Here is a 21,091-nt window from a genome sequence, read left to right as displayed (position 1 = left end):
CGACTAGTCAGCAAGGGGGACATCCGATGGCCAACGAGACGAAGTGCCCGTTCCGCGCCGCGCCCGGCGCCGGCGCCACGAACCGTGACTGGTGGCCCAACCAGCTCCGGCTCGACCTGCTCCACCAGCATTCGCCCAAGTCCGACCCGCTCGGGCCGGGCTTCAACTACAAGCGCGCGTTCGAGAGCCTCGACTACCACGCGCTCAAGCGCGATCTCGCGGCCCTCATGACCGACTCGCAGGACTGGTGGCCCGCCGACTTCGGGCACTACGGCCCGCTCTTCATCCGCATGGCCTGGCACAGCGCCGGCACCTACCGCGTCGGCGACGGGCGGGGCGGCGGCGGGCGCGGCCAGCAGCGCTTCGCCCCGCTCAACAGTTGGCCCGACAACGTCAACCTCGACAAGGCCAGGCGACTCCTCTGGCCCATCAAGCAGAAGTACGGCCAGCGCATCTCGTGGGCCGACCTCATGATCCTCGCCGGCAACGTCGCGCTCGAGACCATGGGCTTCAAGACCTTCGGCTTCGCCGGCGGACGCGAGGATGTCTGGGAGCCGGATCAAGACGTGTACTGGGGCGCCGAGAAGACCTGGCTCGGCGCCGACGTGCGGTACGCCCGCGGGTCGCAGGGCGTCGACAAGCCGCCGGGCAAGGGCGTGCTCGCGGCGGACGACACCGCCGACGGGCGCATGCACACCCGCGACCTCGAGAACCCTCTCGGCGCCGTGCAGATGGGCCTGATCTACGTCAACCCCGAGGGGCCCGACGGCAACCCGGACCCGATCGCCGCGGCCCGCGACATCCGCGAAACGTTCGCCCGCATGGCGATGAACGACGAGGAAACCGTCGCGCTCATCGCCGGCGGGCACACGTTCGGCAAGACGCACGGCGCGGCCCCCGCGACCCATGTCGGCGCCGATCCAGAAGCCGCGGGGCTTGAGTTCGTCGGCCTGGGCTGGAAGAACAGCTACCGATCGGGCAAGGGGGGCGACACGATCACCAGCGGGCTGGAGGTCACGTGGACCCCCACGCCCACGAAGTGGGGCAACGGCTTCTTCGAGATGCTCTTCGGGCACGAGTGGGAACTCACCAAGAGCCCGGGGGGCGCGCACCAGTGGGTCGCGAAGAACGCGCCCGCGATCATCCCGGACGCGCACGATCCATCCAAGAAGCACCCGCCGACGATGCTGACCACCGATCTCTCGCTGCGCCTCGACCCCACGTACGAGAAGATCTCGCGCCGCTTCATGCAGCGCCCCGACCAGTTCGCCGACGCGTTCGCCCGCGCGTGGTTCAAGCTCACGCACCGCGACATGGGCCCGCGCGCCCGCTACCTCGGGCCTGAAGTCCCGCGCGAGGCACTCATCTGGCAGGATCCCCTCCCGTCGGTCGATCACCCGCTCGTGGCCGACGCGGACATCGCGTCGCTCAAGGCCAAGGTCCTCGCGTCGGGCCTGTCGATCTCGCAGCTTGTCTCCACGGCGTGGGCGTCGGCCTCCACGTTCCGCGCCTCCGACAAGCGCGGCGGCGCGAACGGGGCGCGCATCCGCCTGTCGCCGCAGAACGACTGGGACGTGAACCAGCCCGCGCGCCTCGCGGAAGTGCTGAAGACGCTCGAAAACGTGCAGAGGTCGTTCAACGCCGCCCAGGCCGGCGGCACGCGCATCTCGCTGGCGGACCTCATCGTCCTCGGCGGGTGCGCGGGCGTGGAGCAGGCGGCCCGCGCCGCGGGGATCACCATCACCGTGCCGTTCACTCCGGGACGCACCGACGCCTCCGCCGAACAGACCGACGTCGAGTCGTTCCGCGTGCTGGAGCCATTCGCGGACGGCTTCCGCAACTACCTGCTGGGCCCGTCGGCGGTGCCCGCCGAGGCCCTGCTCGTCGACAAGGCGCAGTTGCTCTCGCTCACCGCGCCGGAGATGACCGTGCTCGTCGGCGGGCTGCGGGTGCTCGGCGCGAACGCTGGCGGCTCAACGCACGGCGTCTTCACCGATCGCCCCGAGGTTCTCACGACCGACTTCTTCGTGAACCTGCTCGACCTGCGCACGGAGTGGACGCCGGGCGCGCCCGGGTTGTTCGACGGTCGCGACCGCGCCACGGGCAAGCCCCGCTGGACGGGCACGCGCGCGGACCTTGTCTTCGCGTCCAACTCGCAACTGCGCGCCCTCGCCGAGGTCTACGCGAGCGCGGACGCGCACGAGAAGTTCGTCCGCGACTTCGTCGCGGCGTGGACCAAGGTCATGAACCTCGACCGCTTCGACCTCGGCTAGACGACGCTCAGCGCTTCACCGCCGAGACGTCCAGGCTCGTGACGAAGTCGCTCGGCTTGGAGCCCGCGGGCAGCTTCTCGACGATCCGCCGGTACAGCGGGTCTTCCCAGTTCGTCATCGCGTCGATGTACTGGGGCTTGGGCGTGAGCGTGATATCGCTGAGCCCCGCCGCCGCGGCCATCGCGCGGGTTTCTTCCACGAGCACCGCGCCGGCGACGCACCCGATGAGCGCCTCGACATCGTCGCGCACCGCGTCGGGCAGCGGGCGGACGAGCGCGAGGTCCGACACGGCCACTCGTCCGCCGGGCTTGAGCACGCGGGCGATCTCACGCCACACGCGCGCCTTGTCGGGCGAGAGGTTCAGCACGCAGTTGGAGATCACCACGTCGACGCTCGCATCGCCCGCGGGCAGCGACTCGATCTCGCCCAGGCGGAACTCGACGTTGTCGAGCCCGGTCTGCGCGCGGTACGACGCGGTGTTGCGTCGGGCCTTGGCGAGCATGTCGGGGGTCATGTCGACGCCGATGACGCGCCCGGCGGCGCCGACCTTGGGTCCGGCGACGAAGCAGTCGAACCCGCCGCCGGAGCCGAGATCGAGCACGACCTCGCCGGGACGGAGCGATGCGATGGCCGTGGGGTTGCCGCACGAAAGGCCCATGTTGGCGCCGTCCGGCACGGCCGAGAGTTCGCCGCTCGCGTAGCCGATCGCCTGCGCGAGCTGGTCGGGCGAGAACGCCGTCGCCCCGCAGCAGCCCCCGCCGCTCCCGCTGGGGCCGCAGCAGCCCCCGCCGGCGATCTTCGCGTACCCCGCGCGGACCTGTTCGCGGACGATGTCGGCCGTCGAGGCAAGGGGCGCGGTGGCGGCGGCGGCCGTCACGGTGGTCGTTGCAGCGGTCGCCGGGGGGCAGCAGGAATCGTCGCAGCATGAACGCTTCGTCATGGTCGAGTCTCCAAAGAGGGTCTGGGGCAGTGCTTCCACGAATCGGCGGATCTCGTCACGAACCCGCCGATAGTGCGGCAGGGCGTCGTCGTCGCTGGCCGCGTGCGCCGCCAGTCGCGGCGGGTCGTCGAAGGGCGCGTGCACCGTCCGCGTGTACTCCGAGAACAGCGGGCAGGCTTCGTGCGCGCGGTCGCACACCGTGACGATCAGGTCGATGGGCACGCCCGCCAGCGACGCGGCGGTCTTCGACGCGTGGCGCGAGATGTCGACGCCCGCCTCGGCCATCACCCGCACCGCGAGCGGGTTGAGGCCGTGCGGCTGCGTGCCCGCCGAGTAGGCGTCGAAGCGCCCGGCGTGCAGGGCGCGGGCCCATCCCTCGGCCATCTGGCTTCGGCAGGAGTTGCCCGTGCAGAGGAACAGCACGGCGGGGCGCTCAGCAGCAGGTGCCATCGCACCCTCCTTCCTCCGCCGGCGCACACGCCTCGAGCGCGTCCGCCAGTTCTCGCAGCGCGCGGCACAACTCTCCGGACCGCACGCGGTACGACACCGTCCGCCCCTTGCGCCGGGCCTCGAGCACGCCCGCGCGGGCGAGCAGCGCCAGGTGGCGCGACACCACCGAGACGTCCACGTCGCAGCACTCGGCCATCTCTCCCACCGTGCACCCCCGCGCGCACTTCGCGATGCACGCCACCAGCATCGCCCGGGTCGGGTCCGCCAGGGCCTTGAATAACGCCGGGTCCAGACGCCGGTCGATCGGCCCTCTTCGGGCGGCGGCCTGGCGGGGGGTCGCGGGCGGTCGTTTGCGTATTTGCGTCACGATGCAAGTATTGGCGCCGCGTTGCCGGGAGTCAAGGCGACGCGGCCCGAACGACGCGCGTCCGCCCCGCCCCAGAGTGGACGTCGTCCCCTCCGTGTTCTCGGGCGTCAGGCACAGGCGGAGTCACACGTCATCCCACGGGGAGCCGGGCGGCATCGCCACCTCTCGGGCTCGCCGATGGTCATGCAGAATCGCGCGGATAAGAGACGGCACTTCGACGCGACGTCTCATCCTGAGCCGGCGCGATGCACGCACGGGCTTCGCGTGATGCCGCCTCAACCTCCGGCTCCGTGCGATCGCGCACGACCGGCGGCTACAGTGCGCGGCAAGGGCGGGCGCTGAACTCTCGAACCTGTCACCCCACGCGAGGCACACACATGGCGCTTTCACGTCGTGGCTTCCTGACCGTCGCTCCGGGTGCGTGTGCGGCCGCGGGCATCCTCGGGCTGTCTGGGCGCGCCACGGCCCTGGTCGACGATTCCGACGCGCCCGCGCGCACGCCGGTCGCGGCCGACTTTCCCCGCCAGCCGGCGGACCGCGTGCGCGAGCTGGTCGGCGTCTGCCACCGCGATATCGACCGGGCGCGAGAGTTGCTCGATCAGTATCCCGCCCTGGTGAACGCGACTTGGGACTGGGGGTTCGGCGATTTCGAGACGGCGCTCGGCGCCGCCGCGCACACCGGGCGACGCAACATCGCCGAGTTGCTCCTGGAGCGGGGTGCACGCCTGGACATCTTCGCGGCCGCGATGCTCGGGCACACACAGGCCGTCCGCGCGATGATCGCCGCATCGCCGGGCATCCAGCGCACGCCGGGCCCGCACGGGATCCCGCTGCTGGCGCACGCGCAGGCCGGCGGCGAGCCCGCCGCCGAAACGCTCGCGTTCCTCGAGAGCCTGGGCGACGCGGGCGTGCGGCCCGAGACGACGCCGCTCGCCGACGATCAGAAGCGTGCGTATGTCGGCCGGTTCGCGAACACCGCGCCCGACGGGCCCGGTGTCGAGATTCGCCTGAACAACAACGGCGACCTGATCCTCCGCGTGAACGGCGAGCAGGCGGGCGTGCTTCGCCACGCGGGCAGTCACACCTTCTTCCCCGCCGGTGCGCCGGCGGTGCGCGTCCGGTTCTCCGGCGCCAACCCGGACGCGCAGACGCTCGAAATCGTCGATCACGTCAGCGTGCTGGTCGCGTCGCGGGTGCCCTAGCCGGTCGTTCTCAGTCGACCCGTCCCGGGCCGCCGTTGCGGCTCGACGAATCCGCACCGCGGCATCAGCAGCCACGGAGCACACAGATGTCCACACCCCCGACGGTTGGTGCCTTTGCCATCGTGCCCAGCAACGACCTGCCGTCCGCCGTGCCGTTCTGGGAGCGGCTCGGGTTCGCCCGTGTGAACGCGCACGTCCAGTACATCATCATGGCGGGCTGGGGATGTGAAGTTCATCTGACGCAAGCGGGCAAGGGCCCGTGGCGAGTGCCCTCGGAGAGCAACCCATTCGGCGTGTTCATCCGCACGCCGCAGGTCGCGGAGATCGCCGCCCGCGTTGACGATCTGATCATCCGCCCCGGCGGCGTGCTCCGCCACCGCGAGTGGGGCCTCTACGAGGTCGGCATTTCCGGGCCGGACGGCCTTCTGGTTCGCATCGGCTGGCCCTCAGACCTGGTCAAGGGCGGCTAGCCCGCGCGTGCGGTGGCAGAGTACCAATCGGTCCTTCGGCAACGGTGCTAGCCCGTTGTGCCCGCACACGTGCATCTCGACCGGTCGGCGGCCGAAGGATCTTCCGGGCCCCAACAGCCGCGGATCAACCGATTCGTTTTCATCGCGAGCGCCGCGAACTAACCACGCGCCATCCTGCCGCAGAGGTTTCCGCGGGACAGCCCGCTCTCGTGGTGCTTACTTCGCGCCCGCGGCCCTGCACTTCGCCAGCGTCTCGGTGTAGACCCTGAGGTATGGATGATTGGGAGGCAGCGCCTTCTCGCCCATCGCGACAGCCTCTTCGAGTTCGGCGCGAGCGGCGGAGAGCTCGTTGTTCTCGAAGCGGGCGGAGCCGGAACACCACAGCGCGCGGGCGAGCTGTGCGGACCCGTTCGGGAACCTCGCGCGGAGGATGGCGATGGCCTCATCCCAGCCCGCGCGTGCTTCGACGGCTTTGCCGAGGCCGTGTCGCACCGCCGCCAGGGTGCTCATCGCGTTCGCGATCTTCTCGTGCCCCGCCGGGAGGGTCGCGCGGTTGCCCGCAAGCAACTCCTCCGCGAGCGGCTCGGCCTCGGCGAACTTTCCCTGCGCCTGCAGGACGCCACAGAGCCCACTGACCGAGTTCACGAGGCTCTCGTTCCCGGCGGGCAGCGCCGCACGACGGATCTTGATCGCCTCGCGGAACAAAGGCTCGGCCTCGGCGGGCTTGTTCTGCTGCCCGAGCAGGTTGGCCAGATTGTGCAGTGCCAGCGCGATGCTCGGATGCCCGGACGGCAGTGACTCGCGGCGGATCGCCAGCGATTCGCGGTAGAGCGGCTCGGCCTCGTCGAGCTTGCCCTGGTCGCGCAGCAGCGCCGCCAGGTTGTTGAGAGAAGTGCCGATGTCCGTGTGCCCGGCGGGCAACGCCGCACGCCGGATGGCCAGCGCTTCGCGGTACAGCGGCTCGGCCTCGTCATCCTTCTTCATGTCCCGCATCAGCAGCCCGAGGCCATTGAGCGATGCCGCGATCGAGGGGTGCCCCGCGGGCAGCGTCGCGCGGTCGATCGCCAGCGCTTCGCGATAGAGTGGCTCGGCCTCCGCGAGTTTGTCCAGCTTGCGCAGAACAGCCGCGAGCTTTCGCACGCTGACGGCGACCTCGGGGTGGTTGGCGGAATACGCGGCGCGCCGAATCGCCAGGGACGATCGCAGCAGTGGCTCGGCCTCGGCGTGCCTGTCGGCGGCGATCAGCACCGTGGCGAGATTGCCCTCGCCCATAGCGATCTCGGGGTGCCCGGGCGGAAACGCGGCGATGCGCAGGTCGAGCGCCGCTCGCATGTGCTGTTCGGCCTCGTCGAGCTTGGTGAGCTCGGTCAGAACCTTCGCCAGATTGTCGAGTATGTGTGCCCGATCACCGGGAGCCTTCGAGGGCTGGTCCAGCTCGATGGCCAGCGCCCCGCGCAGGAGCGACTCCGCCTCGGCAAACTCGCCGAGTGCCCACAGGCTCTGGCCGAGATTCCCCATCGCGATGCCGATCAGTGGATCGCCCGCGGGCGAGAATCGCTGACGCATCTCGAGCGCTTCGCGGTAGAGCCGCACGGCGTCGGCGTGCTTCGACAGGTACTGGTGGATCGACGCGAGCGAGTCGAGGCTCTGAGAGAGTTCGAGGCTGCCGCCGGGAGTGCTCGCCCGTCGAAGTTCCAGCGCCCGTTGCAGCACGGGCAAGGCTTCTTGATAGCGCCCCAGCGCGAGCAGCGTGTTGCCGATGGTGCTTCGCACGCCCGCCTCGACCAGCGGCTGGCCGTCGAGCGACCCCTCGTCGATGGCGTTCAGGGCGGCCTCGAGCGCCTGCAGCACCGTAACGCGGTCCTTCAGCGGCTCGCCGGTCTTGGGGTCCTTGGGAAGGCTGAACGGATCGACCGCGGCGAGCATGTCGGACTGAAACTTCACCACGCCCTCAGCGATGCGCTTCTGCAACCTCGCCTCGGCCTCGTTCGCCTCGGCGCGCGCCTTCTGCTCCAGCGCCTCCGCGCGCGCCAGTTCGGCCTGCCGGCGCTGATCGGCTTCCGCGATCTGCGCCGCGAGCGCGACGTCGCGCTGCTCGCTCGCGACCTTTGCCTGCCACGCCGTGCCGGCAAGCCCGAAGATCAGCGCCGCGGCCACCGCGCTCCCCGCCAGCACGGGGCCCTTGTTCCGCGCGACGAACTTCTTGACGCGGTACGCGTTGCTCGGCGGCGCGGCCACCACCGCCTCGCCGCTCAGGTACCGAGAGATGTCCGCGGCCAGCCCGCTGGGAGTTTCGTACCGGCGTTGGCGGTCCTTCTCCAACGCCTTCATCACGATCCAGTCCAGCTCGCCCCGCACCAGCGTGCCGAGGCGCCTGGGCTCGATCTGCCGCTTCGCGGCGATGCTCGCGATGGTGTCCGCGTTCTGGCTCAGACGTGTGCTGGGCTTGGGCGGTTCAACCTCGCGGATGATCCGCTGAATCTCCGCGTAGGCCGCCGAACGCAGCTCGTTGCTGCTGAAGGGCGTCGTTCCCGTGAGCAGCTCGTAGAGCAGCACGCCGAGGCTGTAGACATCCGTCCGCGTGTCGATGTCAAGCGAGCCTTCCGCCTGCTCCGGGCTCATGTACTCCGGCGTGCCGATCAACTGGCGGTGCTCCGTGAAGAGCGTCTTCTCCGTCAGTTTGCTCGCCGTGGCCTTCGCGATGCCGAAGTCAATGACCTTGGCGTGCGGCTTGCCATCCTGCGTGCTCACCAGCACGTTGCTGGGCTTGATGTCGCGGTGGATGATCCCCTTGGTGTGCGCGTGCTGCACGGCGTTGCACACCTGCGCGAACAACTCAAGCCGATCCTCGATGCTCAGGTTGTGCTTGTCGCAATACTCAACGATCGGGTCGCCCTTGACCAACTCCATGACGAAGAAGGGCCGTCCGGTGTCGGTCGCGCCGGCATCCAGCACCCGCGCGATGTTGGGGTGGTCCATCATCGCCAGCGCCTGCCGCTCCTGCTCGAACCTCGCCACCACCTGGCGCGTGTCCATCCCCAGCTTGATGATCTTGAGCGCGACCTTGCGCAAGACCGGCTTCGCCTGCTCTGCCATGAACACCGAGCCAAAGCCGCCCTCGCCGATGAGCTGCAGGACCTTGTACGGCCCGATCCTGCTGCCCGGTCCCTCACGCAGCCCCCCGTCGACGGTCGCGGCCGCCGACGGCGTCACAACCGTCAGCATGGCCCCGGCCGAGGAATCAGCCGTGGGCGATGCCATGAAGTTCGCGGCGCCGTCGTGCGCACGCAAGAGTGCCTCCACCTCCGCCCGCAGCACCGCGTCGCCGCCGCACGCGGTGTCGAGGTATGCCTCGCGCTCGGCCCGCTCGAGGCCGACCACGTGCTCAAACACCTCCTGCAGCTTCCCGGCCATGATGCCCTTCTCTCATGCCTGCTCGTGCAAGCGTTGAAACAGCCACGCCCGCGCAAACGCCCAGCGACGGTCCACCGTGCTCGTGGAAAGCCCCAGCACCTGGCCCGTCTGCTCTACGCTCAGACCCGCGAAGAACCGCAGCCGCACGATCGCCGCGCCGTCGGGCGACTCCGCCTCCAAGCGACGGACCAGATCATCGAACCTCACGATCTGTTCGGGCTCCTGCTGCGACAACGCGGCGACATCCTCGAAGTTGCTCGCGGGCTGTCTTCGGGCGGCCTCATTTCCCGGGCCCCCACCCCCTCGCTTGAGCCGCAAACGCCCCTTGGCATGATCGAGCAGGATCTGCCGCATCGCTTCCGCTGCGGCAGCGTAGAAATGCCCGCGCCCCTCCCAGGGCACCTGGCGCGGGCCCGACAACTTGATGTACGCCTCGTGTACCAGCGCCGTCGCCGACAGCGTGTGCCCGGCGCGTTCGCCCTGCATGCTGAGCTGCGCGGCTTTGCGCAACTGCTCGTACACCAGCGGCAACAACTGCTGCGCCGCCCGCGCGTCCCCGTTCGCCGCCGCGACCATGAGAACCGTGGCATCCTCGGACGCGGCACGGGAAGGCGGAGTGTTCGGCCGAGCTGCGGGCGAGGGTTCGTTTGAAGACATCCCCCAGATACTAAACGAGTTTGAAGACGGACGCCGCGCCCTTCTGCGGACGTTCCAAGTCGCGGAGCGGCAACACCGCAACCCCGGCCGTGCGTGCCGGGGTCGCGGTGGCTGTTGTGAGCGTGCTCGCCAGATCTCGTTCATCGGCGGCGGCGATGCCGCGCGACCATCAGCCCTCCGACACCCAGCATCGCGGCCGTGCCGGGCGAGGGGATCGTGACGACCCACCCACGTGGCTCGCCGTTGAACAGGCCATCGCCGACGATGGTGGTGCCGTCCGAAGAGATGTCGCGCGTGTAGTCCAACTCCCAGCCGGTGAGGTCGATCCCCAGCGTCGGGAGGTAGGTGTTGAGGTCCACAGTGCCCAGCGCTTGCGACCAGAGCGTGGCGACGGGGTCCTGGCCGAAGAAGCTGTAGCCGCCGACGAGCGAGCCATCGTCGCTGAGGGTGTAGGCGATCGAGAGGTCGGCGCCGGGGAGCATGCCGATGTCTTGGGCGACGCCGTTGGTCCAGATCGTCGCGGTGCTCCCGCTGAAGCCCGCGACGACGGTGCCGTCACCGTTCACGCCGAACGCGCTCGACCCGCTGTCGCCGGGCGAGAGCAGGCCCAGGTTCTGCATGCCGCCGGACTGGGTCCACGCGAACGCACGGTCGCCCTCGGGCGTGCCCGCGACGCCGATGATCGTGCTGCCATCGCGGCTCACCCGCCGGCCCTCGGAGGTCGTGCCGCCGGGCACCGTGCCGATGGACTGCATGCCCCCAGCGCTCGTCCAGCGGAACGCGATACCGTTGAAGTCAACGTCGAATGAGACGCCCGTCACGATGGTGCCGTCGCCGCTGACGCCTCCGCCGATGGACGCGGTGCCCCCCGGAACCACGCCCAGGTCCTGCAAGCCCCCGGAGGACGTCCAGCGATGGGCGCGGACTGTCTCTTCGGGGACCGCGAGGAACGCGCTCCCGACGATCACCGAGCCGTCTTCGTTGATGTCATCGGCCGACATTGCCGCTGCCCCCGGCAGCATGCCGATGTCGGCAAGCCCCGACCCTGTCCAGCGATGGGCACTCGCGAAGTCAACATTCGCCGAGACCGTCGAGCCATTGCCGCTCACAGCGCTCGCGAACGACCAGGAACCTCCCGGCGGCACGCCGATGCTCGTGATGGACTGGGCCGATGTGCCCGTCGCTGCCGCCAGCAATCCGGCCGCGGCCGCCACACACGCGGCGCGGGTCGAACGAGAAGGACGGATGGGCGAAACGCCAGCTCGAATACGCATTGCGATGCTCCAATCTTGAAACGACCTTCCGCGCTCACAGGCCACACGTAGGCCATGCGAGCCCGATCTCCGCCCTCCAAGCGACGTCGCCGCGTGCAGGCATCATGATTTCGGATGATTCTGATGCGAGGGATTGGACCCGGAGGGCCGGCGGAGTGGAGATGCGATATCCTCTGTCCATGAGCGCCGATCATCGCACCACGATCCTGGTTCAGCAGTATCTGAACGCACTGAACGGCGCCTCCCCCGCAGAACCGATCGTTCGCGAGCTCCTTTCTCAATCTGTGGGGCGGCTGCAGATGCTCTGCGGTTCTATGCTGTTTCGAGACTATCAGCGCCTGACACGCCCCCCCACGGACCTTCAAGCGGAGGAACTGCTGGGCGCGCTGGTGGAGAGGCTGATCAAAGCGATGCGAGAGGCGCGCCCGCCGACGGTGCGCCAGTTCTTCGGCCTCGCCAATCAGCATATTCGTTGGGAGCTCAACAGCCTTGCCCGAAGCCTGGATGATCGTCCTCGAGCGTTCGAGGTCCGCGAATCCCGAGTACCGGCACCTCAGCGCAGCGCGTCGGGACTGAGCCCGAATGCCCGACGGATCTTCGAGGCGATCGACCGCTTGCCTCCGGACGAACGCGAGGCATTCGAGCTTGTGCGGCTTCAGGGGATGACGCACAGCGAAGCCGCAGAGATCATCGGAACGACCGATCGGACAGTCCATCGACGATTGAGTCGGGCACTCGTGCTGCTTACCTCGTCGCTCCAGGATCTTGCGCCCCGAGGACACGATCGCGGGGGCGATATGGATCAGCGTGAGAACAGAGCGTCTGACGACACGCCGCTGTGATTGACTCTTGCAACGAGTCCCGGTGCGAGGAACGAGGCACTCATGGGCAGAGATCCGCGAGTGGACCAACTGCTTGAGGAGATCGTGGCCTCCGGACGGGCTCCCGAGGAGGTCTGCCACGGATGCCGCGAGCTACTCCCGGCCGTGGTCGACAGCCTGCGTCAGTTGAGGGCTGTCGAAGCGGAAGTGGCGGGGTTGTTCCCGACCCATGCTCCCACTCCATCGGAAGCGGGGACGTCTGACACTCTGCCCGGCGCGGCTCTGCCCTGCATCCCCGGCTACAGCGTTCTGCGCGAACTCGGGCGCGGCGGCATGGGCGTGGTGTACATGGCGCGGCATCAGAAGCTCGACCGTGTCGTCGCGGTCAAGATGCTGCTGTCCGGCGGGTTCGCCTCGCCGGCGGAGCAGTCACGGTTTCTCAGGGAGGCGCAGGCTCTGGCGGGGCTGCGTCATCCGCACATCGTGCAGGTGTACGACACCGGAGATCTTGACGGCCGCCCCTACTTCACGATGGAGTACGTGGACGGCGGGAGCCTTTCGCAAGCGCTCTCGCACGCCCTCCCGGCCGCGAGCCGGGCCGCACACCTTGTTGCCACGCTCGCCGAGGCAGTTCAGGTCGCGCACATCGGCGGCATCATCCACAGGGACCTCAAGCCGGCGAACATTCTGCTCACGTCAGACGGCACGCCCAAGATCAGCGATTTCGGGCTGGCGCGGTGGTACGAGCGAGGTCCCGATCTCACACTGCGCGGGGCTCGTCTCGGCACACCGAGCTACATGTCGCCGGAGCAGTCGATCGGTCGTGAAGGCACGGTGGGGCCTCCGACCGACATCTACTCGCTCGGCGCCGTGCTGTACGAGATGCTGACGGGCCGCCCGCCGTTCCTTGGCGATTCCCCGGGAGACACGGAGCGACAACTGCTCTACGACGATCCCACGCCCGCGCGACGCCTCAACGGCCTCGTGCCCGCGGATCTGGACGTGATCAGCCTGAAGTGCCTGCACAAGAGCCCCGCGGCGCGCTACGCGTCGGCGCAGGCCCTGGCGGACGATCTGCGGCGCTACCTCTCGGGAAGGCCCATTTCTGCGCGGCCTACGGGACTGGCGGAGCGGACCGCGAAGTGGGCGCGGAGATCGCCCGCAAAGGCGACGATGCTCTCGTTGGGAGTCGTTGGGGCGTTGGCCGCGGGGGGCACGCTGCTGTGGGCGCTTTCGGCGCGAGCAGCGCGCATCGCGGAAGTTGAAGCGGACCTCAGCGCCACGGTTCAGCATCAGCGCCGAGGCGAATGGGACGAGGCCCGTTCTTCGCTTGATCGAGCGGCCATTCGAATCGGGTCACACGGTCCGTCGGACCTGCAAGATCGGATCAACCGCTCGCAATCCGAACTGATGCTCGTGGATCGTCTCGACGCCGTCCGGCTGCTGCGCGCTGGTTCGGAGGACGGCACGTTGAACGATCGACGAGCCACCGGGGAGTACGCCCACGCGTTCCAGTCCTCCGGCCTCGGGACGATCAGCGATGAACCGGACTCAGTCGCGGCGCGAATCGTGGGGTCCGAGATTGCGCCGGTGCTGATCGGCGCGCTCGACGATTGGCGGCTTGCGTCCAGCGACCCCCGCGAGCGGTCGTGGCTCGGTGCGGTCGTCGGCCTCGCGGACCGCGCGGTCGATCCGCACGGATGGCGGTGTTCGGCTCGGGAGGCGATGCTCTCCGGAGAGGGAGACTCGCTGCTGGCCGTCGCCGGCACGGCGCCGGTGCGCGAGCAGCCGGTCACCTTCCTGTACGCGTTCGCAGAGGCGATGAACGCGTCCGGGGTCGACAGCCTTCCGTTTCTGTTTCGCGCACAAGCCGCTCATCCGGACGACTTCTGGCTGGCGTCTTCGATGGCCAACTCGCTCAAGCGGCACGGTCGTCACGCCGAAGCGGTCGGGTACTACCGGGCCGCCCTCGCGCTCCGACCAGACACGATGGCGGCGCACTACAACCTCGGACGTGCACTCGGCACGCTGGGGCTTCACGACGAAGCCATCGGGTGCTTCCGAGCGGCCCTGGAATGTGACCCCGGTGCGATCGACCCGCTGAAGAGCATGGGGCTGACCTTTGCAAACGCCGGGCGTCACGAGGACGCTCTCAAGTGCTATCTCGCCGCGCTGCCGCACGACGAGACGGATGCCCTACTGCGACGGGAGCTTGCCTGGACCTACGCGAATCTGGGAATGCACGAGCAGGCCGCCGACAGTTACTTGCGGTCCCTGGAGCTGAGCCCAGGCGAGTGGAGTGATGCGTGGGGCACCCGTGCGTATCTCCTCAAGTGCGGTCGGCACCACCTGGCGGCCTCGATGTGGCGGAGCGAACTCCAGCGCACGCCGAACACACTCACGCACTGGGACGGCTACGCGGAGTTGTGTCTCTTCAACGAAGACACAGCGTCGTACGAGGTCGCCTGCCGGGAACTGCTGGAGCGCTTCGGAGACGCGACAGACCCCAACGAGTGCGAGCGGATCGGACGGGCGTGCGTGCTCGCTCCCGCGGCCCATCCCGAACAGTTGACCCGTGCGGCCGCGCTGATCGACCGCGCCCTCGCCGCGCCCGCGACGAGAGACTCTTGGGCATTCCCCTACTTTCGCTTCGCGCGAGCGCTCGCGGATTACCGTGCGGGAAACTTCGCCGCCGCCGCGACGATCGTCGAGGGCGAGTCGGCGGGAGTGCTGGGGCCAGCGCCCGGGCTCGTGGCGGCCATGTGCCGAGCGAAGATGGGAGAGCACGCCATCGCGCGCCAGCACCTCGCGGACGCGGTGGTCGGCTTCGACTGGACCATGTCCGCGGCGAACAACCGCGAAGCGTGGATCTACCACATTCTTCGTCGAGAAGCGGAGATTCTCGTGCTTCCAGACCTCGTCGCTCTCGTTCGCGGCGATTCCGTGCCCGTCGACGACCACTCGCGCCGTGCTCTGCTGGGCGCCTGCCATTCGTCGGAGCGGTTCGCGCGGTGTGCCCAGCTGTGGTCAGAGGTCCTGCCGAGCCGGACTCCTGCGCCCGAGCAGTGGGTAGATCCCGCGGCACGAGCGCTTGTGCTGGCCGCGTCCGGCGCTGGAACGGATGCTCCGCACTTCTCCGAGGCCGACCGGACGGCTTGGCGTGACCTGGCACTCGCGCTGCTCTCGGGTCGCCTTCGTACTCTGGAGGAGATCGGCGGGAGTGACTCGAGGAGCAAGGATGCGGCGCGCAGAGTGATCCGTGGTTGGGAGTCCGCGCCGGAACTCCGATCTGTGCGCGAGGCGGATCTGACCGGGACGATGCCCGAGCCAGAGCGCGCTCGATGGTCCGCGTTCTGGACCCGCGCCAAAGCGGCCGTCGGGCCGCCCGACCCGAGCCGACCGTGAGCTGGCATCTCAACCTGCCTGTCTGGCACCCACGCCTAGATGTATGCCGGGATGCACGCGAGTGCACCCGTGAAGGAAGCTGCAGGTGTCGGAGACCATGACGACTCTGTGAAGACGCTCGTGGCTTGAAGCAGTCGGATGGACCGTTCATGCCGCTCACGGCGACACCGTCGCCTGTGCGGTTGGTTGTGCTGTGCCCACAAAGGACCTCGCGTGAAGACCCTCACCCGCCTCCAGATACCCGCAGCCCCTTGGTTCATCCGTCGCTCGCTGAGTCGTGTGATGCGGCTTGCGGCTGCCATCTCCACCGTCCCGCTCGCGACTGCGCTCGCAGAGGAACACGCGATGCAGAAGCCCACCATCGTGCTTGTCCATGGGGCCTTTGCCGACTCCTCCAGTTGGGACGCGGTGATCACTCCGCTGCTCGACGCGGGATATCCGGTGGTCGCCGCCGCGACTCCTCTGCGGGGCCTCAGATCAGACGCCGCACACGTCGCGGGAGCCCTCTCAACGATCGAGGGACCGATCGTGCTCGTGGGTCACTCCTACGGCGGGGCGGTCATTTCGAACGCGGCCGACGGCAATGTCAACGTCAGGGCGCTCGTGTTCGTCGCCGGCTTCGCCCCTGACACGGGAGAGACTTGTGCGGGCCTTGCTGGTCGATTCGCGGGGGGCACGCTCGGCCCCGCGCTGTCTCCACCGACCATCCTGCCCGACGGCACGAGAGATCTCTACATCCGCCAAGGTGCCTTCGCGGCGCAGTTTGCCGCCGACATCCCTGCGACGCAGGCCGCGAGGATGGCGGCGACACAACGCCCTGTGACCGAGGCCGCGCTCAATGAACCATCCGGAGAGCCGGCATGGAGGGCACTCCCCTCATGGTTCATCTTTGGGTCTGCAGACAAGAACATTCCAGCGGCTGCTCAGAAGTTCATGGCCGCTCGCGCCTCCGCAAAGCGAGCGGTGCAGGTCGATGGAGCGTCCCATGTGGTGATGATCTCTCACCCCGACGCGGTCGTGCACGTGATCACGGAAGCCGCGGTCTCGCTGACGGGAGTCAACATCCCAGCGGGGGCCGCTGCCGGCGCCCCGGACTTTGACGCAGCACCGGTTGTTCCACTCCTGTCTGAGCCCCCCGCCCGCATCACGGTCGATGCTCCGCTGACCGAGCCCCTTCGGCGTGGATACGTGGTGATCAGGTACCGGGTCTCGCACGCCAGAATCGCGCCCGTGTACGGGCCTGCGGCGCTGGACGTCTCTCCCCGTCTTGGGCACCTGCACATCACGGTGGATGACCTGCCCTGGCGTTGGCTGGATGCCGGTGGCGAGCCCCTGAGCATCACCGGCTTGCCTCCGGGTCCTCACAAGGTTCTCATCGAGCTCGTTGACACGAATCACCAGGTTATGGATCGCGCAGTGATCCGATTTGATGTGCCCACCCCATCCGCGACGTCACGCTGACGAGACGCGCGACACCGCCACACACCGGCTCCCTGCACGAACACCGCACACGAGGTCTGCCATGAGCACACAGCATCCCATGTCACGAAGAGCATTTGTCGTCGCGACCGGCCTCGCCGCTGCCGGCTCCGCGATCGCGATGTCGTCTCGTTCGTTCGCTCGAGCGAGGCACGAGCCCGACGACGGCATCGTTGCGCGGATGCGCAAGCAGGCCTCGACGGCCAGGGTGCACACGCAGTCACTTCGCGGCGGGGTCAGTGTGCTTGCCGGCGCGGGCGGCAACATCGCCGTCGTAAGCGGTCCGGACGGAAAGGTGCTCGTCGACTCAGGCATCTCCACCGCACGGCGCCAGGTCGAGGAAGCACTCGCCGCGATCGATGGACACCCAATCAGGTATCTGGTCAATACGCACTGGCACTTCGACCACACGGACGGCAACGCGTGGATGCACGCCGCGGGTGCTGTAGTGGTGGCGTCCGCGAACTGTCGTACGCGACTCTCCCAGGCAACTCGTGTTGATGGCTGGAACTTCACCTTCCCGCCTTCGACCGCCGGAGCGATCCCACAGATCACCCCGGGGGATTCGCTCACTCTCCACCTCGGCGGTTCGACCCTGGTACTGGAGGCACTCGGCCCGGCCCACACCGATACGGACCTTCTCGTCGAGTTCCAAGAGGCCGCCGTGATGCATGTTGGCGACGTGTGGTGGAACGGCCACTATCCGTTCATCGACTACTCGACCGGCGGCAGCATCGACGGCACGATCAGCGCTGTCGACACTTGCCTCGCGCGGGCCAAGGAGAGCACCATCATCATCCCAGGACACGGACCCGTCGGCGACGCGTCGCAGCTCGCCGAGTTTCGAGAGATGCTGATCAAGGTTCGTGAGCGAGTTGCCAGGATGAAGAAGCAGGGCAAGACACTCGCCGAGGTTATCACCGCAAGGCCGACGCTGGAGTTCGACCCCCGGTACGGACACTTTCTGATGGCACCCGCCGACTTTACGGGCCTGGTCTACTCGGGTGTCTGACACGCACACGCCCTGCTCGTGGATGCATCGACCCGCGGTCCTCGTCATCACCAGCCACCAAGGAGCCATGAATGGACACTCGCGAACGCTCGTCACAGACGCCCGCTGTCATCGCCCCGCCGTTCGATCTGCAGTCCGCCACTCGCAAGGTGCGGCTTGCCGAGGACGCCTGGAACTCACGGGATCCGATCCGTGTGTCTCTCGCCTACACGGAGGATTCGGCATGGCGCAATCGCAGTGACTTCGTCACTGGCCGTGCCGAGATCCAGGCGTTCCTCGCCGGCAAGTGGGAGCGCGAGCTCGACTACCGCTTAGCCAAGTCCCTCTGGGACTTTCGAGACAACCGCATCGCGGTGCGATTCCAGTACGAATGGCGCAGTGCCGACAACCGATGGTGGCGCAGCTACGGGAACGAACTCTGGGAGTTCGATGACCGAGGCCTGATGCAGCGCCGCGAAGCCAGCATCAACGACCTGTCCATCCTCGAATCCGACCGCAAGTTCTTCTGGGACACCTCAGGCCCACGCCCCGCCGACCATCCCGGCATCCCTCACGTCACGTAAGTCCTCCCCACGGGAATCGCCAACCCGGGGACATCATCATGAACCTCTCAGCCACCTCCCTCGTTCCAACACGCGTCGTCGCCGCCGCTCTCGCTGTCGGCCCTACCGCCGCTGGCCGGCTTCCGGCCTCTCTCAGCCCACCGCGCCGGTGATGAGCTGAGTGTCGCACCTCAGAATGACGGTGCGGCAGAACCCACCACGACGATCGGTCTTTGCGGAATCATCCGAGATCAGGCCACTTGCATGGAGCTCAGCATGTCGAACAAGCTCGAAGGTAAGGTCGCACTCGTGACCGGAGGCACCAGCGGCATCGGTCTTGCCACCGCACGACGGTTCGCCATGGAGGGAGCCTACGTGTTCATCACGGGGCGCAGGAAGGAGGTGCTGGATGCCGCTGTCGCTCATCTCGGCGTCAATGCCTTCGGCATTCCAAGCGACGTGTCTGACAGCGCCGATCTTGACCGGCTCTTCGCCACGATCAGGCGCGAGAAGGGGCGGATCGATGTGCTCTTCGCGAACGCGGGCGGAGGGGAGTTTCTCCCGCTCGATCAGATCACCGAGGCCCACTTCGACAAGTGGTTCGGAATCAACGTGAAGGGCACGCTCTTCACCGTTCAAGGGGCTCTGCCGCTCATGCCGGATGGCTCGTCCGTCATCCTGAGCGCCTCCGTCGTCGCGACCAAGGGACTCGAGAACTTCAGCGTCTACAGCGCGACCAAGGCGGCCGTCCGGTCCTTCGCACGTACTTGGACCGTGGACCTCAAGTCGCGCAGGATCCGCGTGAACGCCATCAGCCCCGGCCCTATCGCGACCCCGGCCATCGACGCTCTCGCGGGCGGCAGGGAAGAAGGCGAACGGTTCCGAACCGGAATGGCAGCGGGTGTGCCAATGGGCAGAGTCGGAGATCCCGACGAGATCGCCAAGGCCGCCGTCTTCCTCGCATCTGATGACAGCAGCTTTGTGACCGGCATCGAACTCTTCGTGGATGGCGGGATGGCCCAGGTCTGATCTGCAGGCAACGCGCGAGCGGACCCGCCGTGATCGGCTGGCTGACGCTGCATCAACGGCGAATGACGCACGTCGCGGGCGGATGCGCGTCCCGTGAATCGCCTACTCGGCCGACTGGTTCGACTCCAGAACGTCGAGGTAGCGTGCCAGGAGGCGGTCGAGTCGTCTGAACTCGCTGTCACTCAGGCCCCGCGTCAGTCGCTCGAGGTTGGCGACGTGGTCGGCCACGGCGGCGTCGACCTTCTTCAGGCCAGCCGGGGTGAGCGCAACCAAAATGCTCCGCCCGTCCTCAGGATTCTCAACCCGCTCGACAAAGCCGGCCTTCACGAGCTGATCGATGCGGTGGGTCGTCGTTCCGGACGTGACCAGTGTCGTTGCGATCAGATCGCCGGGCGAGAGACGATACGGCGGGCCGGCGCGCCGGAGCGTGGCGAGCACGTCAAAGGTCGCGAGATTCAGTCCGTGAACGGCGAACGTGCGTTCCACCGCCTGATGCAGATGCCGCCCGATGCGGCTCAGCCGGCTGGTCAGCCCCATCGGGGCCAACTCGAGGTCGGGTCGCTGCTGCTTCCACTGCTCCAGGATGACGTCAACGTGGCCCATCGCGGGATGGTACTCGCCGTTGTCTCGACGTCAAGGCTGTTTATCTTGACATCGAGATATCGGCGGGCTATCTTGACGTCGAGAGAAACGGCCGTGTCGGCTCTGCCGCTGACGTAGGCGGCCGACGGTGCGGCCCTTCGCTGCCTCACAAAGGAACCCCGCTGATGAACCTCCGACCCTTCCTCATGCTCCCCGTCATCGTGCTTGCCGCCTGCAACGCTCCCGTCGATCCGAGCCCCACTTCCCGCGTTCTGCTCAAGTTCTCGGACGGCCGGGAGAGCCTGCAAGACCTCGCCAAAGTCAATGAAGTGCTGGGAACGGTCGGGGTCCACCTCAGCACGATCACGCTGCCCCCGGCCTCCGTCCCGCTCCTCGAATCGTCGGTCCGGACGCCGCTGTCGGACGCCGACAGGTCCAAGCTCTTGGAGCTGTTCGCGCTCTCGCGCCAGGACGTGCTCGAGCAGGTCCGCATGGCCGGGCGCTTGCCCGTACTGCCGGACGGCGGCAGCATGGTCACCGGCGAACCGGACGTCGCCCCGTACCCGAAGGTCTACGACCTGCGCTCAATGTCGGCCCAAGACCGCTTGTCCGCACGCGACAAGTTCGCGCGGCTGCACGTCAACAGCACCGACACGGGGACTGGCGTCGACGAGGTGATGACGCTGGTGGCCGGCGGGCCCTGGACCTGGTACTTCCTGCTCAAGGACAATGTGGTCGTGGAACTCCACATGTCGCGCGTCGGGCCGAGCGGAACAGGCTGGCGACTCAGCTATCCGGGCCTGACTCCACATGGCGGCCACTTCCACGCCGAGAGCGGACTCTGCGTCGCGTACATCACCGGACCTCAGGTCTGGACCATGCGATACGAAGCGCCGGGGCACGCCGGCGAGAGAATGCTCGGCAGCAACCCATGGATCGACTTCAACGACCGGTGATCGCCCTTCAAATCGGGGTGAAAGGATTTGAACCTTCGACCTTCTCGTCCCGAACGAGACGCGCTACCAAGCTGCGCTACACCCCGTGGTCAAGGTCTGACTGTAGGCCACAGTCAGGGGTCGCGTGCTTCACCGCGTCCGGATCCGATCGATCTCGCACGCCCCGCACGACTCCTGCCCGACGCGAGAAGTCTCGGCGCCCTCGGCCGGCCGCCGGC

The 21,091-nt window shown here is 68.0% G+C and carries 15 protein-coding genes, 1 tRNA gene and 2 pseudogenes; 11 read left to right on the top strand and 7 right to left on the bottom strand.

The window, feature by feature from the left end:
• Window positions 1-26: 26 nt before the first annotated feature.
• Window positions 27-2,273 carry a catalase/peroxidase HPI gene (katG, locus tag SFY69_13030; protein ID MDX2132965.1) on the top strand — a complete coding sequence of 749 codons (2,247 nt, stop codon included), beginning with the start codon at window positions 27-29 and terminating at the stop codon, window positions 2,271-2,273.
• Window positions 2,274-2,280: 7 nt separating this feature from the next.
• Here the strand turns inward: katG and arsM are convergent, their stop codons facing one another.
• Together arsM and SFY69_13020 are read right to left on the bottom strand one after the other, a co-directional pair.
• A complete protein-coding gene (gene arsM, locus SFY69_13025) occupies window positions 2,281-3,663 on the bottom strand; it encodes an arsenite methyltransferase (GenBank protein MDX2132964.1) in 1,383 nt (460 codons plus the stop codon).
• A complete protein-coding gene (locus SFY69_13020; protein ID MDX2132963.1) occupies window positions 3,647-4,030 on the bottom strand; it encodes a metalloregulator ArsR/SmtB family transcription factor in 384 nt (127 codons plus the stop codon). The genes arsM and SFY69_13020 overlap by 17 nt, the downstream gene beginning before the upstream one ends.
• Window positions 4,031-4,569: 539 nt before the next feature.
• Between SFY69_13020 and SFY69_13015 the strand changes: the two are divergent.
• Together SFY69_13015 and SFY69_13010 are read left to right on the top strand one after the other, a co-directional pair.
• Window positions 4,570-4,896, top strand: a pseudogene (locus tag SFY69_13015) (ankyrin repeat domain-containing protein).
• Window positions 4,897-5,318: 422 nt separating this feature from the next.
• Window positions 5,319-5,702 (top strand): glyoxalase, encoded by a 384-nt coding sequence (locus SFY69_13010; protein MDX2132962.1) that lies wholly within the window; start codon window positions 5,319-5,321, stop codon window positions 5,700-5,702.
• 216 nt (window positions 5,703-5,918) lie between these two features.
• Here SFY69_13010 and SFY69_13005 read toward each other — a convergent pair whose 3' ends face one another.
• The 3 genes from SFY69_13005 to SFY69_12995 form a co-directional block, all read right to left on the bottom strand.
• The gene (locus SFY69_13005) at window positions 5,919-9,116 is read right to left on the bottom strand and encodes a serine/threonine-protein kinase (protein MDX2132961.1); all 3,198 of its coding nucleotides are present in this window, start codon (window positions 9,114-9,116) and stop codon (window positions 5,919-5,921) included.
• Window positions 9,117-9,128: 12 nt separating this feature from the next.
• On the bottom strand, window positions 9,129-9,773 hold the full coding sequence (locus SFY69_13000) for an ECF-type sigma factor (GenBank protein ID MDX2132960.1): 645 nt from the start codon (window positions 9,771-9,773) through the stop codon (window positions 9,129-9,131).
• A gap of 140 nt (window positions 9,774-9,913) precedes the next feature.
• Window positions 9,914-10,774 (bottom strand): hypothetical protein, encoded by an 861-nt coding sequence (locus SFY69_12995; protein MDX2132959.1) that lies wholly within the window; start codon window positions 10,772-10,774, stop codon window positions 9,914-9,916.
• 452 nt (window positions 10,775-11,226) lie between these two features.
• Between SFY69_12995 and SFY69_12990 the strand changes: the two genes are divergently transcribed.
• The 7 genes and pseudogenes from SFY69_12990 (at window position 11,227) to SFY69_12960 (ending at window position 19,335) form a co-directional block, all read left to right on the top strand.
• Window positions 11,227-11,889: a sigma-70 family RNA polymerase sigma factor gene (locus tag SFY69_12990; GenBank protein ID MDX2132958.1), complete on the top strand. Its 663-nt coding sequence runs from the start codon at window positions 11,227-11,229 to the stop codon at window positions 11,887-11,889.
• Window positions 11,890-12,033: 144 nt separating this feature from the next.
• Entirely contained in the window at window positions 12,034-15,273 is a 3,240-nt protein-coding gene (locus SFY69_12985) for a serine/threonine-protein kinase (protein ID MDX2132957.1), read from the top strand.
• Between the two features lie 282 nt (window positions 15,274-15,555).
• Window positions 15,556-16,314, top strand: a pseudogene (locus tag SFY69_12980) (alpha/beta hydrolase).
• Entirely contained in the window at window positions 16,291-16,734 is a 444-nt protein-coding gene (locus SFY69_12975) for a DUF6130 family protein (GenBank protein MDX2132956.1), read from the top strand. Before SFY69_12980 ends, SFY69_12975 begins: the two are co-directional and overlap by 24 nt.
• A gap of 61 nt (window positions 16,735-16,795) precedes the next feature.
• Entirely contained in the window at window positions 16,796-17,764 is a 969-nt protein-coding gene (locus tag SFY69_12970; protein MDX2132955.1) for an MBL fold metallo-hydrolase, read from the top strand.
• Between the two features lie 71 nt (window positions 17,765-17,835).
• Window positions 17,836-18,327 (top strand): nuclear transport factor 2 family protein, encoded by a 492-nt coding sequence (locus tag SFY69_12965; GenBank protein MDX2132954.1) that lies wholly within the window; start codon window positions 17,836-17,838, stop codon window positions 18,325-18,327.
• Between the two features lie 255 nt (window positions 18,328-18,582).
• The gene (locus tag SFY69_12960) at window positions 18,583-19,335 is read left to right on the top strand and encodes an SDR family oxidoreductase (GenBank protein MDX2132953.1); all 753 of its coding nucleotides are present in this window, start codon (window positions 18,583-18,585) and stop codon (window positions 19,333-19,335) included.
• A 102-nt stretch (window positions 19,336-19,437) separates the two neighbouring features.
• Here SFY69_12960 and SFY69_12955 read toward each other — a convergent pair whose 3' ends face one another.
• Window positions 19,438-19,938, bottom strand: coding sequence for a MarR family transcriptional regulator (locus tag SFY69_12955; protein MDX2132952.1), 501 nt, complete (start codon window positions 19,936-19,938; stop codon window positions 19,438-19,440).
• Window positions 19,939-20,123: 185 nt separating this feature from the next.
• Between SFY69_12955 and SFY69_12950 the strand changes: the two genes are divergently transcribed.
• Entirely contained in the window at window positions 20,124-20,873 is a 750-nt protein-coding gene (locus SFY69_12950; GenBank protein MDX2132951.1) for a hypothetical protein, read from the top strand.
• 12 nt (window positions 20,874-20,885) lie between these two features.
• Here SFY69_12950 and SFY69_12945 read toward each other — a convergent pair.
• Window positions 20,886-20,959 (bottom strand) — tRNA-Pro (locus SFY69_12945).
• Window positions 20,960-21,091: the final 132 nt, after the last annotated feature.

It is taken from the genome of Planctomycetota bacterium (assembly GCA_033763975.1).
GTDB lineage: Bacteria > Planctomycetota > Phycisphaerae > Phycisphaerales > UBA1924 > RI-211.
This window is presented reverse-complemented; position numbering and strand designations above follow the sequence as displayed.